Consider the following 19,902-nt stretch of genomic DNA (forward strand, 5'->3'; position numbering starts at 1 on the left):
CTTTATCCGTTCCGGTGTCGTTGAAGCATGGGAATCCCCTCGCTACTCGTCACCGGCGCCGACGATCCACTCGTCGACCGGGTCGTCGGACTTCGGCGTCTTCAGGATGGTCCCATCCGGCCCATCCTTCCGGACCACCAGCGTACGTCGCGTGGTCGTGTCCGCGTTCTCGCGGGCCACCACGCTGATCACGTTCACCCCGGGCCGGAGCGGCGCTTCGAACTCGATCCCCATCTTCTTCGGGTCTGCGCCGTCGCGGTTCGACTTGTAGAACAGCTTCCGGCTCCCCACGAAAATGTAGGCGTCGAGCAGACGTTCACCGTCCGAGAGCGTGCCGGTGATCTTCACCGTGTCGCCGCGCGTCGCCATCTCCGACGCGGCCACCTCGACCATCGGCGGCGCGTGGGAGTAGACGTCCTCGAAGGCCACGGTCGCAGGTGCCGTCCCTCCACGGGTGAGGTCCTTGTCCGCGAGGAACGCGAAGCGCCCCTGGCCGAGCTCGACCTTCAGGAAGCCACCCACGCGCGCCAGCGACTTCACTGCGGCGCCAGCGCCCAGCTTGCCGAAGTTGTGCGCGTTCGCGTCCGGCCTGTCGAGGAGAGCCGCGCCCCCCGTGCCGACCTTCACCACCCCGCTCTCGGGCGCGAGCGTCGCTGGCGCCGACACGGGGATCTTCACCTTCTCGCTCGCGTACTCGCGCAGGTCACGATCGCCCACCGTCAAGGTGAGCGTCGCCTCCGGCTCCGTGAGCTGGGGCTGCACGTCGAACGTGAACACCACCCGGCGCACGTCTCCCGGCTGCATGTTGGAGATGTCGAACCGCCCGGCGTGCAGCAAGAGCCCGTCCCCGGACAGGTTCGAGATGTTCGTCTGCGACTCGTACGAGCGCCCCTTCCCGACGTTCTTCACCGTCAGGTACAGGCTGACGCGCTCGCCCTTCTGGATGAGCCCATCGCCGTTCCCGCCGCGGTCGTCGACGATCTGGTACGAGTACTGGAACAGCGGGCGCTCCAGCGCGCGCACGGTCGGCCGGATCTCCACCGTCGGCGGCTCCGACGAGAGCCCCTCGGCTTCGAGCTTCACCTTCAGGCCGTCGCTGCGGGAGAGGGCGTCCATCGGGATGCGGCAGTTCCGCTTCTCGTCCCCGGAGCGCGGCCGGATGGTCCCGAACTTCCGCCCCTCGACCTCGCACCACCCGAGCGGCGCCTTCGCCGTCTTCGACTGGCCAGGCGCCACCTTGCCGAAGATCAGCTCCTTGCTGTTGAAGTACGGGTTGTCGCTGTCGGTCGTACCGCGCAGCCGGTAGACCGGCTGGCTCCCGGTGTTCTTCACCGTCACCCGCAGCTCCATCGGCTGCCCTGCGGTGACCTCGGCGCCCTTCCGGTCGGTCTCGATGTTGACCTCGAGCTCCGGCTTCACCTGCGCCGAGGCATCGGGCGGCGCCGCCCAGTCGACGCCGAGCTTGCCCAGCTCACCCGCCACCTTGTTCAGCTCCTCCTTGCCCACCTGCTCGATGAAGTCGTGCACGGCGCGGAGCTGCTCCAGCCGCGCCACCTTCGGCGGCAGGCGCCCCACCAGATCGCGCGCGAAGCGGATGGGGAAGTCGAGCGAGAAGTCGTCGTCCAGCTCGCCACCGCGCTCGCGGAGCTGCTCGCGATCGGCGCTCGTGAGCTGGTAGCGCACCACCTCCAGGGGCTTGCCCCCCGACGCGGCCTGCGCATTCGACAGGTGCGCCGACAGATCGCGCTCACGAAGACCGTCCTTCGTGACCGTCAGATCCATCTCCAGCTCGTCCACGGTCATCGGGTCCAGCTCGATGTCGGGCGTCACGCCCACGCCCTGGATCGAGACGTCGCCCGGGGTCAGGTACTGCGCGATGGTCAGCTTGAGGGCCGCCTTCTCCGCGGTCACGTCCGGGAAGACGAGCTGCACGCTCCCCTTGCCGAACGAGGTCTGCCCCACGATCACGCCACGGTTGTGGTTCTTCAGCGCGCCGGCCACGATCTCGCTCGCGCTGGCGCTGTTGCCGTTGATCAGCACCACGATCGGGTACGCCGGCTCGGTCCCGGGCCCCTTGGCCCGCTTCTCCTCGCGCCCCTCGGAGGCGCCCACCGTGGAGACGATCACCCCGTCGGTCAGGAACTTGTCGGCCACCCGCGCGGCCTGATCGAGAAGCCCGCCCGGGTTGCCGCGCAGGTCGAGCACCAGCCCCTTGATGGGCCCGCGGCTGCGCATCGTGTCGAGCGCCGCGTCCAGCTCCGCCGTCGTCGTCGCCTGGAACTGCTTCAGCCGGACGTAGCCGATCCCGGCCTCGAGCTGGCGCGCCTCCACCGAGCGCACCTTGATCACCTCGCGGCTCAGCTCGAAGGGACGGGGCTCCTTCCAGCCGCCCTCCCCCTCGCGCACCACCCACACCGTGACCTTCGTCCCGGGATCGCCCCGGAGCCGCCGCACAGCGTCGTCGAGCGGCATGTTCAAGGTCGACTCGTTGTTGATCTTCACGATCCGGTCGAACCGCTTGATGCCCGAGCGCCCCGCCGGCGTGTCCGGCATCGGGTTCATCACCGTCAGGAGCTGGTCACGGATCGAGATCACGATCCCCAGACCGCCGAACGCGCCCGAGGTGGAGACGTTCATCTCCTTGTACGCCTCGGGAGACAGGAAGACCGAGTGCGGATCGAGCGTGTGCAGCATCCCGTTGCACGCCGCGTACTCCACGTCACGGAGATCGACCTCCGTCCCGCGCAGGTGCTTCTGCAGGAAGGAGAACACCTCGCGCAGGCGCGCCGACACATCCCAGGGCCCCTGGATGTTGTCGACGCGGAACTTCTTCTCGTTGTTCTCGACGCGGATCGTCACCTCGTTCGCATCGCCGTTGCTCAGGACGATGACCTGAGCCACGTCACGCTGGACGTAGTTCAGCGCCGACAAGAACATCTCCCGGGGGCGCACCCGCTCCGGGTCGACGTACTTGTCGCGGATCATCTTGAGGGTCTCGTTCACGGCCTCCAGGCGGGTCAGGTCGTACGGCGCCTTCGCCGACGGGCCCGTGACCGCGAGCGCCGGCTCGAAGCCGCGCCATAGGCCGCCCGGACCGAACTGGAGCGCGAAGTACGTGGCCAGAGCGAAGGCCCCGAACAAGGCGAGGGCCTTTCCGAGACGCTCGAGCAGTCTGTGGGGCATATAGCGATCGAGTATAGACTCGGGGAAGCCGGAGTCGAGATGGGGCGGACGGCTGACTGCGACCGGGCGGGGCGCTACGGACACGACGCCGCCAGCATCCGAGACGCCCCGAGCCCGTGACGACCGGCAGACCCCCCTCACGGAGGGCGGCCCTCTCCGAGGCTTCGGCGCCGAGCTTGCCCGTGCTACCGTCCCTCCCGGGAAACACGATGCCTGGGAGACAGCGCAAGGGACGGGTGAGCCTCCTCCTCTCGACCGCAGCGCTCGCCGCAGCGCTCGCCGGCGGAGCGCGCGAGGCGAGCGCGCAGGAGAAGGTCAGCGGGACCGGCAAGGGCATCGTCGGCACGACCTTGCTCGGCGGTGAGGCGGTGATGATCGGTCTCGCCGCCTTCGGCGTCGAGTCGACGTGGCCGTACCTCGTTTTCGGCGGCGCCGGCATGATCGCGGGCGGCATCGGTGGCTGGGCCATCGAGAGCGCCGCGCCTCCGGCCGAGGTCCCGCTCTACCTGCTGGCGGGCGGGATGGCGCTCATCATCCCCACCGTCATCGTCACGCTCAACGCCACCGCCTACCGGCCGCCCGTCGAGCGCGAGGATCCTGCGCGACAGGAGCCCTCTCCCGAAGGCCCCAAGATCGAGGGCGACCTCCGGATCAACACCAGCCGCGTCCGCACCGCGCCCCCCGCCGCACCGCCTCGCCCGGCGCTCGGCCTGGTCGATCTCGATCCGCAGCGCCTCGCCTTCGGGCTGCCCGCGCCGGAGATCAGGCCGCTGTACTCCTCCCAGGAGATGATGCGCTTCGGCGTGCTCCAGGGTCAGGAGTTCCGCTTCCCTCTCGTCCGCGCCACGTTCTAGCGCTCAGACAAGCGCATCAAAATCGACGGTGGCGGCACCGGGTCTCCCACAGGGGGATCGGACGACTGCGCCCCGGGTCGAGTCTCCGAGTCCGTGCTGCAGGCCGACAGCGAAAGACCCGCCCTCATCCGCAGCGCGTGATGGCCTACCTACGTGGACTTCATGAAACCGAGGTCGGACGACTCATACCGCCCGATGTTGGGAAAGACGGTCGCCATCTCGCTCGCTGGAGTACCCATCCACCTGGCGAGAGTAGCCCCGTACTGATCCACGCTCACTGCCGGAAGAAGCCTGCCCTGCCCGACATCATGCCGACCATTCACCGCAACGTCTGGCAGCTGCCCGAACCACGAACGTGGTTGGACCGAGTCACCCATCACGAAATGGTAACCACCCCACCCGTGATCGCTTCCATCGCCATTGTTCGTGAGTGTACGACCGAAGTCCGAAGCCGTGAAGGTCGTGACGTTCGCGGAAACACCCATGGTCACGGTTGCGTCGTAGAAAGCCTTCAGTGCACTGGCGAGGGCTCCGTGCAGGATGGGCTGCTTCTCGGCGGCCATCGCGTGCAGATCGAAGGTCCCGAAGGAAACGAAAAATACCTGGCGCTTCACACCGAGAGCCGACCGCGCAGCGATCAGACGGGCCACGAGGTTCAACTGTGCCGAGAGGCTGTTTCCAGCGATCAGCGCCTGATCGCCCACGCCGGCCAAGGCATCCGTGAGCACCGCCTCTGTTCCGATCGAGCGTCTGGCCACAGACGCATGGCTCTCCTCGAACAGGTGACCTCGGGGAGCCTGAAGTTGACTGCTCATCGCCGCGATCACCGCGGGGTCCACGGCAGCTCCCACGGAGGGAACGGGCAGCAGCTTGACGGCACCACCAGCGCTCGGACTCACCTGATACTGAGACACATTCCTTCCCGACATGAACACCGAGTTGCCGGTCGCAGAGATGCTCGTGAACATGCTGCCATTCGCGCCGTTGCCACTGAGCATGAGGTCCGCCATGCGTCCTCCCCAGCCCGTGGTCATTCCTTCCGTGCCGCCGGACTGCCAGGTCGACTGCTGGTCGTTGTGAGAGAAGAGCTTGGCCGGGACGCCGATGTTTTGTTTGTACTGGGCCAGCGTGAGCGGTCCGAGCAACGGTCCCACATTCATCACCATCGCCATGTGCCCCTGATCGAAGAGTGACTTCAGGGGCGCGAGGCTCGGGCTGAGCGCCATGCGCCGGCCGTCCGTCCATGCATTCGACGGCACCAGCTCCGTGGCCTGGAGCGATGCCTGCTCGATCTTGATTGCACCGCGCAGCCTCGCATATTTATCGTAGTTCGCTGGGTCGAGCGGGATCAGCGTGTTGTGACAGTCGTTCCCGCCTGCGAGGAACACACAGACCAGCGCACGATAATCCTCTCCGTCGTCCGCGCGTGCCGTCGAGGAGATGGCGGCGCTGGTTCCAATCGCTCCCAGGTTCATTGCCCAGCGCAAAGCCGGCACACCTGCAGCCGAGAGAACACCACATCGCATCAAGAACTGACGACGGGATACCGATTTCGACATGGGATCTCTCCTTTACTTCTGAATCAAGTATTCGGGCGATGACAGGATCATGAGCAGCGCAGTACGCACGCGAGTCCTCTGCGCCGACGTGCCAACCGCTGCCTGATTCCCCAGCGCCTCTTCGATTGCACTCACGCTGTCGGCCGAGAGTGAATCGTTGGCGAGCTTCAAGTTCAGGTCCGCGACCAGACCTCCTGGATGTGCCTGAGCTGCGAGTCCGAGCCACGGGGTCATGTCGATCGAGACGGCGCCCGTGGTCCTGGGTGCGCCGCCGTTCATGAAACCTTGCAGGTAATTGATGACGCCAGGGATCGCTGTCTCCGTGGTGATCTGGAATTCAGGCCCCACCAGGTCGGCTGCCGAGATCGCCGAGTTGGGCGGTACGTACCCGGGCCGATAGAAATTGAACACCGATTGCGATCGCAGCGGGCTCTGACTCAACTGGGTTGCTGGATCGCTCATGTTCATCGCCACGAGACTGGACCAGACGAGACCGCTGCGGTTCAAGCCGAGCAGACGAGCGAGTCCCGTCAGGCGAACAACGGGTTCACGTACTTTACCCCAGCAGGCGGCGGGCGACGTGATGTTGAGCGGAGACCGGGCCTCCGGGTCGCGCAGGATCTGCTCGATGAGTGCCTTCATGTCGCCGCGTTCGCCATTGCCATTGTCGGCAAACTTGTCTGCGACGCGCTTGACGTAGGCCGCGCTCGGATTGCTGGTCACCAGACGCTGAATCAGCTGGCGGGCGAGGAATGGCCCCACGTTCGGGTGATTGAACAGGGTATCGATGGCGATTTCCAGGGAGGTCACCCCATCCGTGCCAGCCGGGATGGTGACACCGAGGAACTCTTTCTCCTCGGGAGCGTGTCGCGACGCCGTCATCACCATGGGATTCCGATAGCATTCACAGAACACGGCGTTCACCCCTCGCGGGGGGCCGTCGATGGACGTGCCACCTGGGGCTCCTGTCAGGGTGCCGCTCCCGTCTCGGCTGTCGAACTCCCAGTCCCAGCCGGTGAAGACGCGTGATAGGCCCATCACGTCCTCGGTCGTATACGTCTCCAGCTCGGCGCCACTCGCGTCGAGCTTGTGGGCACCATCGCTGTTGAGCTCCAGCAGTCCGATGGAGAACAGCTGCATCACCTCGCGCGCATAGTTCTCATCGGGCTGGACCAGCACGGTCACGCCGTCGGCGTCGTACACGGCCTTCTTGTTGCCCTTGTGCGACAGATACATGCCCATCGCCGGATTGAGCGAGATGTCTTTCAGCAGGTCACGAAAATTGCCGAACGCATTTCGCTCGAGCACGTCGAGATATCCTGCAGCCAACAGTGCATTCTGGTAGCCATTTCCGCCGAGCCCCTCCATCGACACGACGAGAATCTGCGAAAGTGCGTAGCTCACTCGTTTGCGAAGCTGATCCGGACTGGTCATGAAAGAGGCCCAGACCGCTGCATCGAGAACTTGATAGGGAAGACTTATCGGGTCGGCTGTTTGTGGATTGTTCTGGCTGTTGAACCAGGCGGTCTGCAGCGCACGCACCCGATCCCAGGTGGTGATACCGATGGGAAGCTCGAACTGTTGATGGATCCACGCGCCCCTCCACAGCTCGCTCAGACGCGCGACATCATCATCCGTCGCCCCGAACGTTGCTTGGTTGAGGAAGCGGACTGCCGAACGCGCTGGCATGTTCGTCGGCAGCCCGTCCGCACCAAGCGCAGTTCCCGCAGGGAGAGCGAGCAGCTCGTCCGCCTTCTCGTCCGCGAGGGACATCCCCAAGCTCGGCGTCCCTTCGCCATCGTCCGAACCGCCGATGCATCCGGTGATCGGTCGGTAGCTGGGAGAATCACCGTCGCCCCCATCACCGTCGCCCCCAGCGTCCGGGATGCCCGTGGATGCGCTCCCACTGGCGCCGATGCCGCTACCTCCCGCTCCGTCACCGTCCGCCGAGCACGCTGGCGAGCCGGCCACGATGGGTACGCACACCGCGGCGACGAGAAGCGTGCAAGCCCAATTCGAACCCTTCATTCGCGACTCCTCGGCTGGAACCAACGGACTCACCCGTGCAGCTCGCCGCCGGCAACGCTGCACGCAGCCGTCCGACGGGTTCGAGCTCGACCTGCTGTCCGTGGAGTCGACTTGTCGGGGTGACATCCGTCACGAAAAGTGTCGCCCCGAAGAAAACCTGGTTCAGACCTCGCGACGAGGGACCGCGATCAGGGGATCGGGACGCGCGTCGGCGTCGAGAGGATCTGCGGCACATCTTGACCGAGCTCACCTCGGGTGCCGTCGCCCCAGCAGAACAGGCCATCATAGCCATTGGTGGCGCACGTCGCGTCTCCGTGCGCGGAGATCTGCTTGAAGATGCCGACATACGAGCGGACCGAGCGCGGGGCCAGAGAACATCTCTTGCCGCCGCAGTCGTCGCTGGTGGTGTCGCCGTCGCCAATCTGGCCGTGCGAGTCGCTTCCGAAGCAGGAGACAGAGCCATCATGTAGAAGCACGCAGGAATGCGCGTCGCCGACCGCGACCCGGCGCGCGGGTCCCAGACCCCTGACCATGACGGGGGCCAGCGCACATGGCGACCCCTCGCAGGTATCGGGGGCCGTCGTGCCGATGCCGAGCTGCCCGAGCTCGGCGCGACCGAAGCACTGGACGAACCCTTCTCGGTCGACGAGGCAGCCGTGCGTCGGACCGAGCGCGACATCCATGGTGCCGGCGACGGTGAGCGCGGTGGGCGTGAACACGCCAGTGTGGCTCGTCCCCACACCGAGTGAGCCGCTGACATTGCGCCCGAAGCAACGCCATCCACTGGGCGCGGAGTAGGCGCAGGTCGCGAAGGGGCCAGCGCGGAGGTCGGTGATGCCCGTCAAGCCCGGCACGAGCGCGGGCACCTCGCTGCATCGCAAGATGTCGGTGGGCGAGACGGCCAGTCGGGTCGCCTCCTCGACGTTTGCGGGCAGGCCGCAGTCGCCGAGGGTGTTCGGATCCCGGCCGAGCTGCCCATGGACGCCGATACCCCAGCACCAAACGCCGCCGCTGGACGACAGGCCACAGGCGTGTCCGCGACCGGCGACGAGCTTGGAGAGCGCGTGTCTTCCGTCGACCGCGACGAAGTTCGTATGCGCGTCTCGATCGTGCTGACCACGCCCGAGCATGCCAAAGGAATTTCCGCCAGCGCAGCGTGTATCGCCACCCAGCGTCGCGCACAGAAAGGAATCGCCGAGCGTCACCGAGCTGGTCGGGGTCTGGCCGATTCGGATGGCCTTCGCTGCCACACACGGCTCCCCCGCGCAGGTCTCGGTGAACGTCGACGGAGGGACCCCGAAGCGACCATCGGTGCCGACGCCGTAACACCGAAGGATCCCGTCGGAGCCTACGGCACACGTCGCCGACGCGCCCATCGCGAACAGGAACTCACTCTCCTCGGCTGGATCGCTGCTCCCGAGATCGACGTGTGCGACCCCGCATGCGAGCTGCGACATCGCCACGAACAGGAAGGTGCTGCCGCGTTTCACGGTGACGGGCTCACGACGGCGTCGACGGTTCGGAGCAACACCGAGTCAGGGAAGCGAGCACGAAACGTCGCCGCGCGTGCGCGAGCCGCATCGGCGCGACCGAGGCGTGCGAGCGCCTGAATTGCCATCGCTTCACGCTCCTGGCTGAACTGTCCTGCGGGGAAGCGTCGCTGGTGCTCGTTCAAAGCCTCGAGCGCCTCGCCCGGGTTCCCTCGTGCGAGCGCACTCTGAGCGCGCGTGACCAGCGTATTCTCCTCGGACAGTGCTCGATCTCGACGGCCCGTCGTTGCACCGCCCGCATCGGGACGACCGGCATCGGTCCCACCGACCCCGGCATCCGGAAGGACGCTCGGCACCTCGACGACAGCCGTGGCCTCGTCGACCCCATCCGCGGTCTGGCTCGGCGTGGGAGCCGGAAGATACGCCACCTCGTGGACGACGCGGACTGGGGCCTCGGCGACCAAGCGTGAAGCACCAACGCCGGTCCCCACGCCCAGCGCAAAGGCGACCAGCGCAACTTTCACCGAGGCCGCGTGCAGGCCTGCCGAGCTCGCGACCGACGCCACCGAGGACGATGACGCGCTGGCAGGCGCCGCCGAGGACGATGACGCGCTGGCTGATGCCCCTGCGGCACTGTCCGTCCCGCTCACGTCCGGTGACGGCGCAGCGAGGGCAAGGGTCGCGTCGACGCGTGCCCGCACGCGCTCGACGATCTCTCCTGGAACGCTCTGGTCCTGGAGGGTGCGCAGCAGGGACGCGGCGTCGTCGTCGAGCGGCGGCAGCTCATCGTCGCGGTTCATCGGTCGGCTCCAGACATCGCGCGCAGGCGCTTCACCGCTGCGCTGAAATCCTGCCTGGCGAGACGAAGTCGAGAGTACCCGGTATTCAGAGGGATCCCGAGTGTGGCGACGATCTCCGGCATCGCCACGCCATCGACATCGTGCATGATGAAGACCCCGATTCGCGATTCCTCGACGGCGGCGAGCGCGCGGTTCACCAGCTCCTCCTTTGCTCGCTCTTCGAGCACGCAGTCGGGCCGGGGAGCCGGGTCCGCCATGTCCACGACGGCGGTGGAGAGTTCGTTCCGGTGGCCTGCTCTGCGCCGGTAGTCCGATGCCACGTTCGCGGCGATGCCGAACAACCACGGTCGGATATCGCGCGTGGGGTCGAACCGATCTCGTTTCCGATGCACCACGACGAAGACGTCATGGGTAAGATCTTCGAGGTCCGCAACGCGTACACCGAGCCGTCGCAGCGTATTCCACACATACCGGAACCTTGTGCGAAACACCTCGTCGAAATCCAAGGGGGTTTCTTGTTCCCGGGCCGGCGGCTCCCGACCCGTCACGGGCTCCTCCATGCAGGACCGATCTCCAGATGCGGGGCCACCGCTCCTCGCGCGAAGCACCTCGTCGAAATCCAAGGGGGTTTCTTGTTCTCGGTCCGGCGGCCCCCGATCCGTCACGGAATCCTCCATGAGGGTCCGATCTCCAGATGCGGGGACACTGCCGCGCTCTGCCACACGCGCAGGCCATCGAGCTCCAGCGAGATCGGGCGAAGTCCGAGGTCGATGCCGCCGCGCACGTCGAGCGCAAAGGTCTCACCGAGGGGGACCCGCACCGAAAGGTCCAAGACGACGGCCGTCGACCATATGGTTGCCGCGCGCGGGCTCGATACGCCCAGCCCGCGTGCAAAGGTGCTGCCTACGGCAAAACCGGGGCACACGGCTCCCCAGGCTGGCCCCAGGCACCCGAATACACGCGCGTCGAGCCGATGCGCCTCAACCTGGCCGGTGGCGCTCTCGGCCCGGCCGGGAGCATCCCAGCGCACTCCGACCCGGGACGCCAGGTACTCGAGAATCCCCAGATCCGCGTCGACGGAGACGTACGGACGCACCTGGGGCACGTTGCCGTGGGCCAGCCCGACCCGACCGCTCACGTGGATCCTGGAGGAGCGGCTCGTTGGCCTCGCCGGCTCCGGCTCGACCTCACGCTTGGCAGCGGCCGGCGCAGTCGGGTGTGCGGGTGCGGGTGCGGGTGCGGGTGCGGGCGCGGGTGCGGACTCGCCAGGGTGCGCCTCGGGCGCGACGGGAACCGTTGCGGGCGCGGGCACGCCGAGGAGAGCCGAGGGGTCAATCGCGACGCTGATCGCGAGAGCGAGCGCACCGGCGAGTTCGTCACAATCACGGCCGGTGGAGGAAAGCGTACGGTGCCCCACGGGACGCCCCTTGTCGTCCACTGCCTCCAGCGCCGCACGCAGGATCGAACGCGACGAAGTGATTCTGACGCGGATTCGCAGCTCGGCGCCCTCGACGAACGGAACGTAACCAAGTCGCGCGGCGACGGCATCGCGGAGCTCTTGCTCGTCCGGACAGCGCGCAGCGCCCGCGTCACGCACATAGGAAAGCTCCGCGGTCGTCCGCTCGTGAGCCACAGCGACCGGCGCGAGGAGCTGCACGGCCAGCATCGTGCCGGCGGTCTGGAACAGCGCCCTGCCCGCCCAGTGATGCACACGACGCGCTGCGTGCATCGCGCGGCATCTACCAGGAAAGCGCGACTCCTTCGAACAAATTCGCATGTGGAGACATCGCGAGTTGCAACGCGGGCTCGCCACCGCCGTCTCTCGCCGCCGAGGCTCGGGACTTACCCTCTGAGCGCACTCGGCCTCATTGTTCACGACTTTCAGGCCCCCGTCCTCGAGGACTCTGCGCAAGGCACTCTCGTGTCGCACGACGTGGCCGGAGGCGGTGGCGACGAGCCCTCGTTGCATTCTGCATGCATCGTACTCACGCTCGGGCCGGAGAAAGAAGTCTTTCAGGAAGGGCTGCAGCTTGCTGACAGGCGTCGTCGGCCATCACGTCGACGAATGCGCCAAGGCAGGCACCGACGTCCGCTGCGAGTCGACGCATCGAGCCTCGATCGAGCGGCGCGCACAGCGCCCCCGCCGACAGCTCCTTCGGCACAGGGACAGTGCAGAGTGCAGACGAGTATGCACCTTTGTCGACAGTCGCTTCGTCGCAGCCTGCGCTCTGGCGCATGAGGCCGATGAGCGATGCGGTGATGAGCGATGCGGTGATGAGCGATGCGGTGATGAGCGATGCGGTGATGAGCGATGCGATGGTGAGGAGCGTGATGGAGGAGATGAGCAAGCACGGACGAATCGGTCGTGTTGCTCGCAATGCGGACATGGATCGCAACACGGCACATAAGTGCGTCTCAAGAAGGCGAGCTGCCCTCGAAGCCCCCGGATCGCTACGAGCCGGGTCAGCCCTGCATCTTGGAGCGCCGGGTGAGGCCATGGCGCGCCGAGTATGGCAATGGGAAGGACGTGATGCTGGCGCAGCGTCACCCCCCTTGCGAGGCTGTACAGACGGACTTCGCGAGCACCTCGGAGCTCGGTGTGACCATTGCCGTCAAGCTGCTCGTCCATCTATCTGCTCTGCGTCGTGGTGCCGCCATTCTCCAACCGGCAACGGGCCACGGTGTGATTGAGTGAATCGATGGCCGCGCTACGGCGAGGGCAGACCCGCGAGCGAAGCGACGCGGCAGTTCAATGCGGAGTACCTGGCGTCGGTGCGCCACCTCGGCATGACACCAAGAGGTGTGATCACAGACGCCGTTGCCATCGGCCCGGCAATTCGACCACTACCCAGCAGGAACCCCGACACCCTCCTCCAGGAGGGTCGAGACCTTCCTCCAGGAACCTCGACACCCTCCTCCAGGAGGGTCGAGACCTTCCTCCAGGAACCCCGACACCCTCCTCCAGGAGGGTCGACACCTTCCTCCAGGAACCCCGACACCCTCCTCCAGGAGGGTCGAGACCTTCCTCCAGGAGGGTCGACACCCTCCTCCAGGAGGGTCGAGACCTTCCTCCAGGAGGGTCGACACCCTCCTCCAGGAGCCCCGACACCTTCCTCCAGGAGGGTCGACACCTTCCTCCAGGAACCCCGACACCCTCCTCCAGGAGGGTCGAGACCTTCCTCCAGGAACCCCGACACCTTCCTCCAGGAACCTCGACACCCTCCTCCAGGAGGGTCGAGACCTTCCTCCAGGAACCCCGACACCTTCCTCCAGGAGGGTCGACACCTTCCTCCAGGGACATCCGGGACCTCGCGTACCCGAGGGTTTCAGCATCGATTTTCGGACCGTCCTGGACCCTGGATCGCTGAGAGGATGCATATAACACATTCGTTATATACACTTATCGGTATATACACTTAACGTTATACATACTGACCGCTTCACGCAGCCACGGTGCGGCACACAGACGCCTTCTGGGAGAGACGAGACGCCGTCGCAGCTTGGGGAGGCGTCCTGCCGGGCCGCTCTCACGCTTTTGAAAGCGCGAGATCGCTGCCCCGACTCACGATGTTCAGCCCTTCTCGCCAGGCGTTTGGCTGACGCTCGCGACGACCAGGGTGCCTCTCCAAGCCCCCTCGCGACCGACTCGTGGAGGTCTTCGCACCTCTCCTTTGGGCACATGCCGCCGCGCCGGGGTAGGCTCCCGCCGTGCCTGAGCCCACGCCCCTGCCCTTCGCCACCCGGCTCTGGTTCGCCTGGGTGTGTTTCTTCCGCGTTCTGTTCGACGGCGCGTTCGCGGCTCGCGCGTTCCTCGCCCGCGAGCCCGCGCCCGAGCCGCTGCCTCCTGCCAGGGAGCCGTCGAGGCTGAAGGGCAAGGCGAAGGCCGCGGACGACGACGCCGAGAAGCCCACCGAAGCGCCCACGGTGACCGCTCCGAAGAAGGAAGCCCGGCAAGCGCAGGAGGCGTCCCGGCAAGAGCCTCGGAAGGAACCGCCTCCGGACCTGCCCGCTGCACCGCCCGGGCCGCCCAGCCCCGAGCCGGCCTTGCAGCTCCTCGCCTTGCTCCAGCGGGAAGGCCGCCTGATCGACTTCCTCCAGCAGGACATCGCCAGCTTCGGTGACGCCGAGATCGGCGCGGCGGCCCGCGTCATCCACGAGGGGTGTCGGAAGGCCTTGCGCGATCACGCCACGGTGTCGCCCGTCCGGAGCGAGGACGAAGGCGCCAGGATCACCATCGCTTCGGGCTACAGCCCCGCCGAGATCAAGCTCAGCGGCAACGTCGGTGGCAGCCCGCCCTACACGGGCGTGCTCACCCACCGCGGCTGGCGCGCCGACCAGATCAAGCTACCCGTACCCGTCGCAGGCCACGACCCCCACATCCTCGCCCCGGCCGAGGTGGAGCTATGAGCACTCGTTACGTCATCGGCATCGATCTCGGGACCACCCACTCCGCCCTCGCCTACGCGCCCATCCACGAGGATCCGCGGGACACGGCGGAGATCCGCGTGCTCGACATCCCCCAGCTCGTCGCTCAGGGATCGCTCGACGCGCGCACGCTCTTGCCCTCCTTCGTGTACTTCCCGCCGGAGAGCGAAGGGCCCCAGGCGCTCCCCTGGGACGCCGAGCGCCGCTTCGCCGTGGGCGAGCACGCCCGCGCCCGTGGCCTCGATGCGCCCGCGCGCCTCGTCGCCAGCGCCAAGAGCTGGCTGAGCCACCAGGCCATCGACCGGCGCAGCGGGGTGCTGCCGCTCGGCGCGCCGGAGGACATCGAGAAGATCTCGCCGGTCGAGGCGTCGTGGCGCTACCTGGAGCACCTCGGCGAGGCGTGGGATCACGTGATCGCGAAGGGAGATCCCGAACTCGCTTTCGCCCGCCAGGAGGTGATGCTCACCGTCCCGGCCTCGTTCGATCCCGCCGCGCGCGATCTCACCGTGGAAGCTGCCGTCGCCGCGGGCATCGAGGACGTCACGCTCCTCGAAGAGCCCCAGGCCGCGGTGTACTCCTGGATCGCTGCAGCCGGCGAGGCCTGGCGCAAGCAGCTCCGCCCAGGGGACGTGCTGCTCATCGCCGACATCGGCGGCGGCACCACCGACTTCTCTGCGATCGCTGCCGTCGAGCAGGATGGCAACCTGGAGCTGACCCGCATCGCGGTCGGGGATCACATCCTCCTCGGTGGCGACAACATGGACCTCGCCCTCGCACACATCCTGCGGATCAAGCTCGAAGCCGAGGGCAAGGAGCTGGACCGCTGGCAGATGACGGCGCTCACCTACGCGGCGCGCGTGGCGAAGGAGCGCCTTCTCGGAGACGCGAACCTCGGGTCCGCGCCGATCACCCTCGCCGCCCGCGGCTCGAAGCTGCTCGGTGGCTCGATCCGCACCGAGCTGACGCGCGAGGAGCTGACCCGCACGCTCGTCGACGGCTTCTTCCCCGTCGTCCCTGCGAGCGCACGCCCGGCCACCCGCACACGCGCGGGCCTCACCCAGCTCGGTCTGCCGTACGCGCAGGATCCGGCGGTCACGCGCCACCTCGCGGCGTTCCTGGGACGCCAGGCCGGCGCGACGAGCAAGCTGCCGGGCTTCTCGGCCGAGGCGAGCGGCGCGCTGCTGCACCCCACGGCGGTGCTCTTCAACGGCGGGGTGCTCAAGGGGGAGCCGCTCCGGGAGCGCCTCCTCGGCACGCTCAACGAGTGGCTGACCCAGGACGGCGCGCCTCCGGTGCGGGTACTGCCCGCGCCCGATCTCGATCTCGCCGTCGCCCGGGGCGCCGCAGCCTACGGTCTCACCCGCCATGGCCGTGGTCTGCGCATCCGCGGCGGCACGGCGCGCGCGTACTACGTGGGCATCGAGGACGCGGTCCCCGCCGTGCCGGGGATCGAGCCGCCGATCACCGCGCTGTGCGTCGCGCCGTTCGGGATGGAGGAAGGGACGGAGGCGAAGCTGCCGCCGCAAGAGCTGATGGTCGTGGTGGGCGAGCCCGTGCAGTTCCGGTTCTTCGGCTCCGCCGTGCGCCGCGACGATCAGGCCGGCGCCGAGGTGACGCGCTGGAAGGCGGGTGAGCTGGAAGAGCTCTCGCCGATCGAGGTGACGCTCCCGACCGAGGGGCGGCCCGAGGGCGAGGTCGTCCCGGTGCACGTGCGCGCGTCGGTGACCGAGATCGGGACGCTCCTTCTGGAGGCGATCCCGACGAACCCGCAGAAGCCCAACGAGCGCTGGCGCGTCGAGCTGTCGGTCCGCTCGGAGTCGTGAGGGAGGCGCTCCTCACGGCAGGAGCGCTCGTCACGGTAGGAACGCTCCCAGGTGAGGCCCCTTGCCCGGACGATGCGGCGATGGCGTGATGGCGCGGTCTCCTGGTGGCGTGGCGCCGGGAGATGAGGTCCGGGTAGCATGGCGGGGAGCATGCGGGATCAGGTCAGGGCGAGGGGGCTCGTCGGCGCGATGGCGCTCGCTTGCGCGATGGCGCTCGCTCCGGGGTGCGGGAAGAAGGACGCCGATCGTGGCGACGTGGGCGCGCCGGCTGCCAGCGCGACGGCGGCGGCCACGGGCAGCGCCGCCACGCCTCCAGCACCGACCGTCGCGGTGCGGGCTGCGACGCACGAGGGTGGCGCGATCGCGCGGACGGCGCGTGGCGATGCGCTGATCGTGGCAGACGAGGATCACCGGGTGGTACGGTTGCTGGAGCTGCCACTCGGGCAAGGCAAGGGGACCTCCGAGGTCGCCGTCCCAGGTGCGCCGGCCCAGGTGCTCGCGCTCGCCGACCGGGTGCTGGTGACGGTGCGGGATCCGGGGTGGCTCGTGGTGATGCGGGAGGCCACGCGCGCAGAGGGGGAGCCGGCGCCGGGGCTGGAGGGCAGGGCCGAGGGGAGCCGCCTCGTCGAGGTGGCGCGGGTGTCGGTCGCTGCCGATGCATGGGGGGTAGCGGTCACGCCGGACGAAAAGACGGCGATCGTGACGAGCGCGTGGACGCACACGGTGACGGCGGTGGATCTCGATGCCGCGAAGGTGCGCTGGACGGCAACCGTGGCGCGGGAGCCGCGAGGGATCGTGGTGACGCGGGATGGGGCCACGGCCTATGTGTCCCACCTGGTCGGCGCCGCGCTCACGCGCCTCGACGTCGCGAGCGGTGCCGTGAGCCGGGTGGATTTGCCGGCAGGGCCGCTCCGCACGCCACCGGGCAAGCCGCTCGGTGCGGCGTTCGGGTTCGCGGTCATCCTCTCGGAGGACCGACTGTTCGCGGCGCGTCATGCGCTCGGCGCGCTGGGGACGTCATCCTGGTTCGGGGCGTCGACCGTGGATGTCTTGCTCCTGCCAGGGGAAACGCCGCTCGCGCCGAAGCGCTCGGGGCGAGCGCCGTTCGTGCGCGCCGACAAGGAGACGCGCCCGGACGAGCTGACCTTGCCAGGGGGACCACTCGGCGCCTTCACGCAGCCCCGGGCGATGGTGAGGCGCGGGCGGACGCAGTCGCTGCTCGTCGCTGCCGAGGGGCTCGACGCGATCGTCGAGCTGGACGCGATGTCGATCGACCCGACGAGCGCCGTGATGCGGACCTACGCCGTGGGGGGTGCGGTCGACCCGTACCTGAACGTGGCGACGACCTGTGGCGCGCCGCAGGGGATCACGCTCTCCGCAGACGAGTCGACGGCCTACGTGCTCTGCCGGGCGACGTACGACGTGGCAGAGGTGAAGCTCGACCCGCATGACGGCGCGGCCTTCGTGGCAGCCGCGCCCGTGCTCGCGCGGTTCGCGGACGATCCGCTCGGTGGGGACGCGGCGACCGGGCGGCGGCTCTTCTACAACGCGACCGATCGCGTCACGAGCGGGGGTCTCGCGTGCAGTGGCTGCCACCCCGAGGGCCGCGACGATGGCCACGTGTGGCACGAGGCGAGGTTCAACACGTCGGATGGGACGCAGGTCAATTTCGTCGGGATCCCCGAGAACCTGCCGGAGGAGGAACGGGTGAAGGGGGTTCCGCGCCGCACGCCGATGCTCGCCGGCCGCATCGCGGAGGGGCCGTACGGATGGCACGGGGAAAGCCCTGATTTGCCATCGCGGCTGGTGAGCGGGTTCGGCCTTCATCGCTGGGGGGGATTGCCACCTCACCAGCAGGCGAACCTCGACGCGCGCGCCTCCTTCCTCACGGCGTTCCTGCGCCGGGGCCTCGTGCCACCGCCGCGGGAGGAGCGGAAGCTCACGGCCGAGGAGGAGCGGGGCAAGGCCATCTTCAACAGCGACGTGGCGCGCTGCGCGAGATGCCACGTCCCGGAGAGTGACTACACGGACCGGATGGCGTACCCGCTCGCCAAGCTCGCGGCGCGGCCTGGCTTCGACGACGAGGCGCGGGCGGAGTTCAAGACGCCGTCCCTCAACCATGTGGCAGGGCACGCGCCGTACTTCCACGACGGCAGCGCCACGTCGCTCGACGACCTGATCGCGCGCAATGGGAACCGGATGGGCCAGACCGATCACCTCACGCTGGAAGAACGCGCCGCCCTGGTGGCGTTCCTGAGGACACTGTGAACCGCCGTCTCGTCATCGGCCCAGGGCTCGTCGCGCTGGCGGCGGTCGTGTCGCCAGGCCTTTCGCCTGCCAGTGCAGGGGATCCTGCTGCCGGCGGGCCCGAGGGTAGTGCCGCCGAGGAGTTGTTGCTCGACGGCGACACGCTCCCGACCGAGCCGTCGAAGCCGCCGACGGTGGCCGAATGGCTCGCCGCGCCGCGGGTGAAGTTTGCCCGGCAGGGGCCCGCCGCGGCGACCTGTCGCGCGCAGGTCGTCCGCGCATGGCTGCGGGTGCGCTGCGAGGGGCAGGTCTTCGCGGTGTCGCTCGTCGGCGGAGCGCCGGAGGGGGTCGCGTTCTGGATCGGGGGCCCGGTGGATGCGCCGTTCGGCGAGCTGCTGACGCCGATGCGCCGCGGGGATCGTCGGGTGTTCCAGTTCTGGGCGCCCGGCAAGGACGAGGACGGCATGTTCGCTCCGAAGCCGATGGTCGTCGTGCAGGAGCAGTGGGTCGAAGGGCAGCGGTCCCCCGTGTTGACCGCGTGGTGAGGGAGGACAGGTTGAAGATGCGATTTCGTGGTGCGATCTCCGGTGCAGCGCTCTCGCTCGTCGGGATGACGATCGGGGGATGCTCCGGTGCTCCCGAGCACCCCGCGGCGCCAGTCACCGCGAAGGCGGCTCCAGCAGCGACGCCCGAGACGAGCGTGACGCCAGAAGCACCGGCGGCCCCCCCTGCGGCCCCGGAAGCGAGCGCGACACCGAGCGCCGTCGAGCCTCCGCCCCCTCCCCCCTCCCGCTGTCCAGCGAACATGGTCGAGGTCCCTGGCGGCGAGTTCTCGATGGGCAAGGCGAAGCAGAAGGTCACCGTCGCGCCGTTCTGCCTGGATGTGAACGAGACGACCGCCGACGAGTACGCGGCGTGCGTGAAGGGCGGCGGCTGCGACGAGAACCGGGTCAAGGTCTGCGATGGTGCGACGTACGGGAAGCCGGAGCTCGGCAAGCACCCGATGGTCTGCGTCGACTTCAACCAGGCCGAGGCCTATTGCAAGGCGCAGCAGAAGCGCCTCGTGAGCACCGAGGAGTGGGAATGGGCGGCGCGCGGGGGGACGGAGGACCGGTACTACCCGTGGGGCAACGACGAGCCAGGGGACCAGGCCTGCTGGGGCGGAAAGGCGGGAACGCGCGCGCTGTCGTGCGAGGTCGGCAGCTTCCCGCAAGGGGACAGCCCGCTGGGCATCCACGATCTCGGCGGCAATGTCTACGAATGGACGACGGCGGCCTCGGACAAGACGAGCACGGTCCGCCAGGGGCGCGGAGGGAGCTGGAGAGACAGCGCGAAGGATCTCTTCCGCAACGATCGCCCCTTCATCTTCAAGACGACCTACCGCTGCGGCTTCCTCGGGATCCGCTGCGCGACGACACCGGAATGACGCCAGCGCGGTCGGCGTCGGGCGGCGGAGAGGGCCACCGCCGCGACGCCGAGACCGCGTGGCAGGG

14 protein-coding genes are annotated in these 19,902 nt (G+C 68.1%); 6 read left to right on the forward strand and 8 right to left on the reverse strand.

What is annotated here, in order from left to right:
- Positions 1-42: 42 nt before the first annotated feature.
- Positions 43-3,183 carry an MXAN_5808 family serine peptidase gene (locus CMC5_RS35520; protein ID WP_050434560.1) on the reverse strand — a complete coding sequence of 1,047 codons (3,141 nt, stop codon included), beginning with the start codon at positions 3,181-3,183 and terminating at the stop codon, positions 43-45.
- A 236-nt stretch (positions 3,184-3,419) separates the two neighbouring features.
- On the opposite strand from CMC5_RS35520, the gene CMC5_RS35525 reads away from it, so the two are divergent.
- Positions 3,420-4,037 carry a hypothetical protein gene (locus CMC5_RS35525; protein WP_245678017.1) on the forward strand — a complete coding sequence of 206 codons (618 nt, stop codon included), beginning with the start codon at positions 3,420-3,422 and terminating at the stop codon, positions 4,035-4,037.
- A 149-nt stretch (positions 4,038-4,186) separates the two neighbouring features.
- Here the strand turns inward: CMC5_RS35525 and CMC5_RS35530 are convergent, their stop codons facing one another.
- The 7 genes from CMC5_RS35530 to CMC5_RS35560 form a co-directional block, all read right to left on the reverse strand.
- A complete protein-coding gene (locus CMC5_RS35530) occupies positions 4,187-5,596 on the reverse strand; it encodes a DUF1501 domain-containing protein (protein ID WP_063796404.1) in 1,410 nt (469 codons plus the stop codon).
- Between the two features lie 12 nt (positions 5,597-5,608).
- Positions 5,609-7,624: a DUF1800 domain-containing protein gene (locus CMC5_RS35535; RefSeq protein WP_050434563.1), complete on the reverse strand. Its 2,016-nt coding sequence runs from the start codon at positions 7,622-7,624 to the stop codon at positions 5,609-5,611.
- Between the two features lie 188 nt (positions 7,625-7,812).
- On the reverse strand, positions 7,813-9,114 hold the full coding sequence (locus CMC5_RS35540) for an RCC1 domain-containing protein (RefSeq protein ID WP_050434564.1): 1,302 nt from the start codon (positions 9,112-9,114) through the stop codon (positions 7,813-7,815).
- Positions 9,111-9,914 carry an outer membrane protein assembly factor BamD gene (locus tag CMC5_RS35545; RefSeq protein WP_050434565.1) on the reverse strand — a complete coding sequence of 268 codons (804 nt, stop codon included), beginning with the start codon at positions 9,912-9,914 and terminating at the stop codon, positions 9,111-9,113. The genes CMC5_RS35540 and CMC5_RS35545 overlap by 4 nt, the downstream gene beginning before the upstream one ends.
- On the reverse strand, positions 9,911-10,462 hold the full coding sequence (locus tag CMC5_RS35550) for an RNA polymerase sigma factor (protein ID WP_218920141.1): 552 nt from the start codon (positions 10,460-10,462) through the stop codon (positions 9,911-9,913). Before CMC5_RS35550 ends, CMC5_RS35545 begins: the two co-directional genes overlap by 4 nt.
- A gap of 113 nt (positions 10,463-10,575) precedes the next feature.
- Complete coding sequence (locus CMC5_RS35555; protein ID WP_169796408.1) at positions 10,576-11,571, reverse strand: hypothetical protein; 996 nt, start codon at positions 11,569-11,571, stop codon at positions 10,576-10,578.
- Positions 11,572-11,899: 328 nt separating this feature from the next.
- Positions 11,900-12,262 (reverse strand): hypothetical protein, encoded by a 363-nt coding sequence (locus CMC5_RS35560; RefSeq protein ID WP_050434567.1) that lies wholly within the window; start codon positions 12,260-12,262, stop codon positions 11,900-11,902.
- 1,360 nt (positions 12,263-13,622) lie between these two features.
- Here CMC5_RS35560 and CMC5_RS35565 point away from each other — a divergent pair.
- The 5 genes from CMC5_RS35565 (at position 13,623) to CMC5_RS35585 (ending at position 19,835) form a co-directional block, all read left to right on the forward strand.
- A complete protein-coding gene (locus tag CMC5_RS35565; RefSeq protein ID WP_050434568.1) occupies positions 13,623-14,321 on the forward strand; it encodes a DUF2760 domain-containing protein in 699 nt (232 codons plus the stop codon).
- Positions 14,318-16,162, forward strand: coding sequence for an Hsp70 family protein (locus CMC5_RS35570; protein WP_050434569.1), 1,845 nt, complete (start codon positions 14,318-14,320; stop codon positions 16,160-16,162). Before CMC5_RS35565 ends, CMC5_RS35570 begins: the two co-directional genes overlap by 4 nt.
- Before the next feature lie 150 nt (positions 16,163-16,312).
- Entirely contained in the window at positions 16,313-18,430 is a 2,118-nt protein-coding gene (locus CMC5_RS35575) for a hypothetical protein (protein ID WP_050436325.1), read from the forward strand.
- A complete protein-coding gene (locus CMC5_RS46240) occupies positions 18,427-18,954 on the forward strand; it encodes a hypothetical protein (protein WP_050434570.1) in 528 nt (175 codons plus the stop codon). The genes CMC5_RS35575 and CMC5_RS46240 overlap by 4 nt, the downstream gene beginning before the upstream one ends.
- 17 nt (positions 18,955-18,971) lie before the next feature.
- Positions 18,972-19,835, forward strand: coding sequence for a formylglycine-generating enzyme family protein (locus tag CMC5_RS35585; RefSeq protein ID WP_169796758.1), 864 nt, complete (start codon positions 18,972-18,974; stop codon positions 19,833-19,835).
- Positions 19,836-19,902 lie beyond the last annotated feature (67 nt).

It is taken from the genome of Chondromyces crocatus, from assembly GCF_001189295.1.
GTDB lineage: Bacteria > Myxococcota_A > Polyangia > Polyangiales > Polyangiaceae > Chondromyces > Chondromyces crocatus.

Bases quoted from the DNA above. Each gene is read 5' to 3' on its own strand.
- CMC5_RS35520 (WP_050434560.1), bottom strand. From the start codon at position 3,183: ATGCCCCACAGACTGCTCGAGCGTCTCGGAAAGGCCCTCGCCTTGTTC.
- CMC5_RS35530 (WP_063796404.1), bottom strand. From the start codon at position 5,596: ATGTCGAAATCGGTATCCCGTCGTCAGTTCTTGATGCGATGTGGTGTT.
- CMC5_RS35535 (WP_050434563.1), bottom strand. From the start codon at position 7,624: ATGAAGGGTTCGAATTGGGCTTGCACGCTTCTCGTCGCCGCGGTGTGC.
- CMC5_RS35545 (WP_050434565.1), bottom strand. From the start codon at position 9,914: ATGAACCGCGACGATGAGCTGCCGCCGCTCGACGACGACGCCGCGTCC.
- CMC5_RS35570 (WP_050434569.1), top strand. From the start codon at position 14,318: ATGAGCACTCGTTACGTCATCGGCATCGATCTCGGGACCACCCACTCC.
- CMC5_RS35575 (WP_050436325.1), top strand. From the start codon at position 16,313: ATGCGGGATCAGGTCAGGGCGAGGGGGCTCGTCGGCGCGATGGCGCTC.
- CMC5_RS35585 (WP_169796758.1), top strand. From the start codon at position 18,972: ATGCGATTTCGTGGTGCGATCTCCGGTGCAGCGCTCTCGCTCGTCGGG.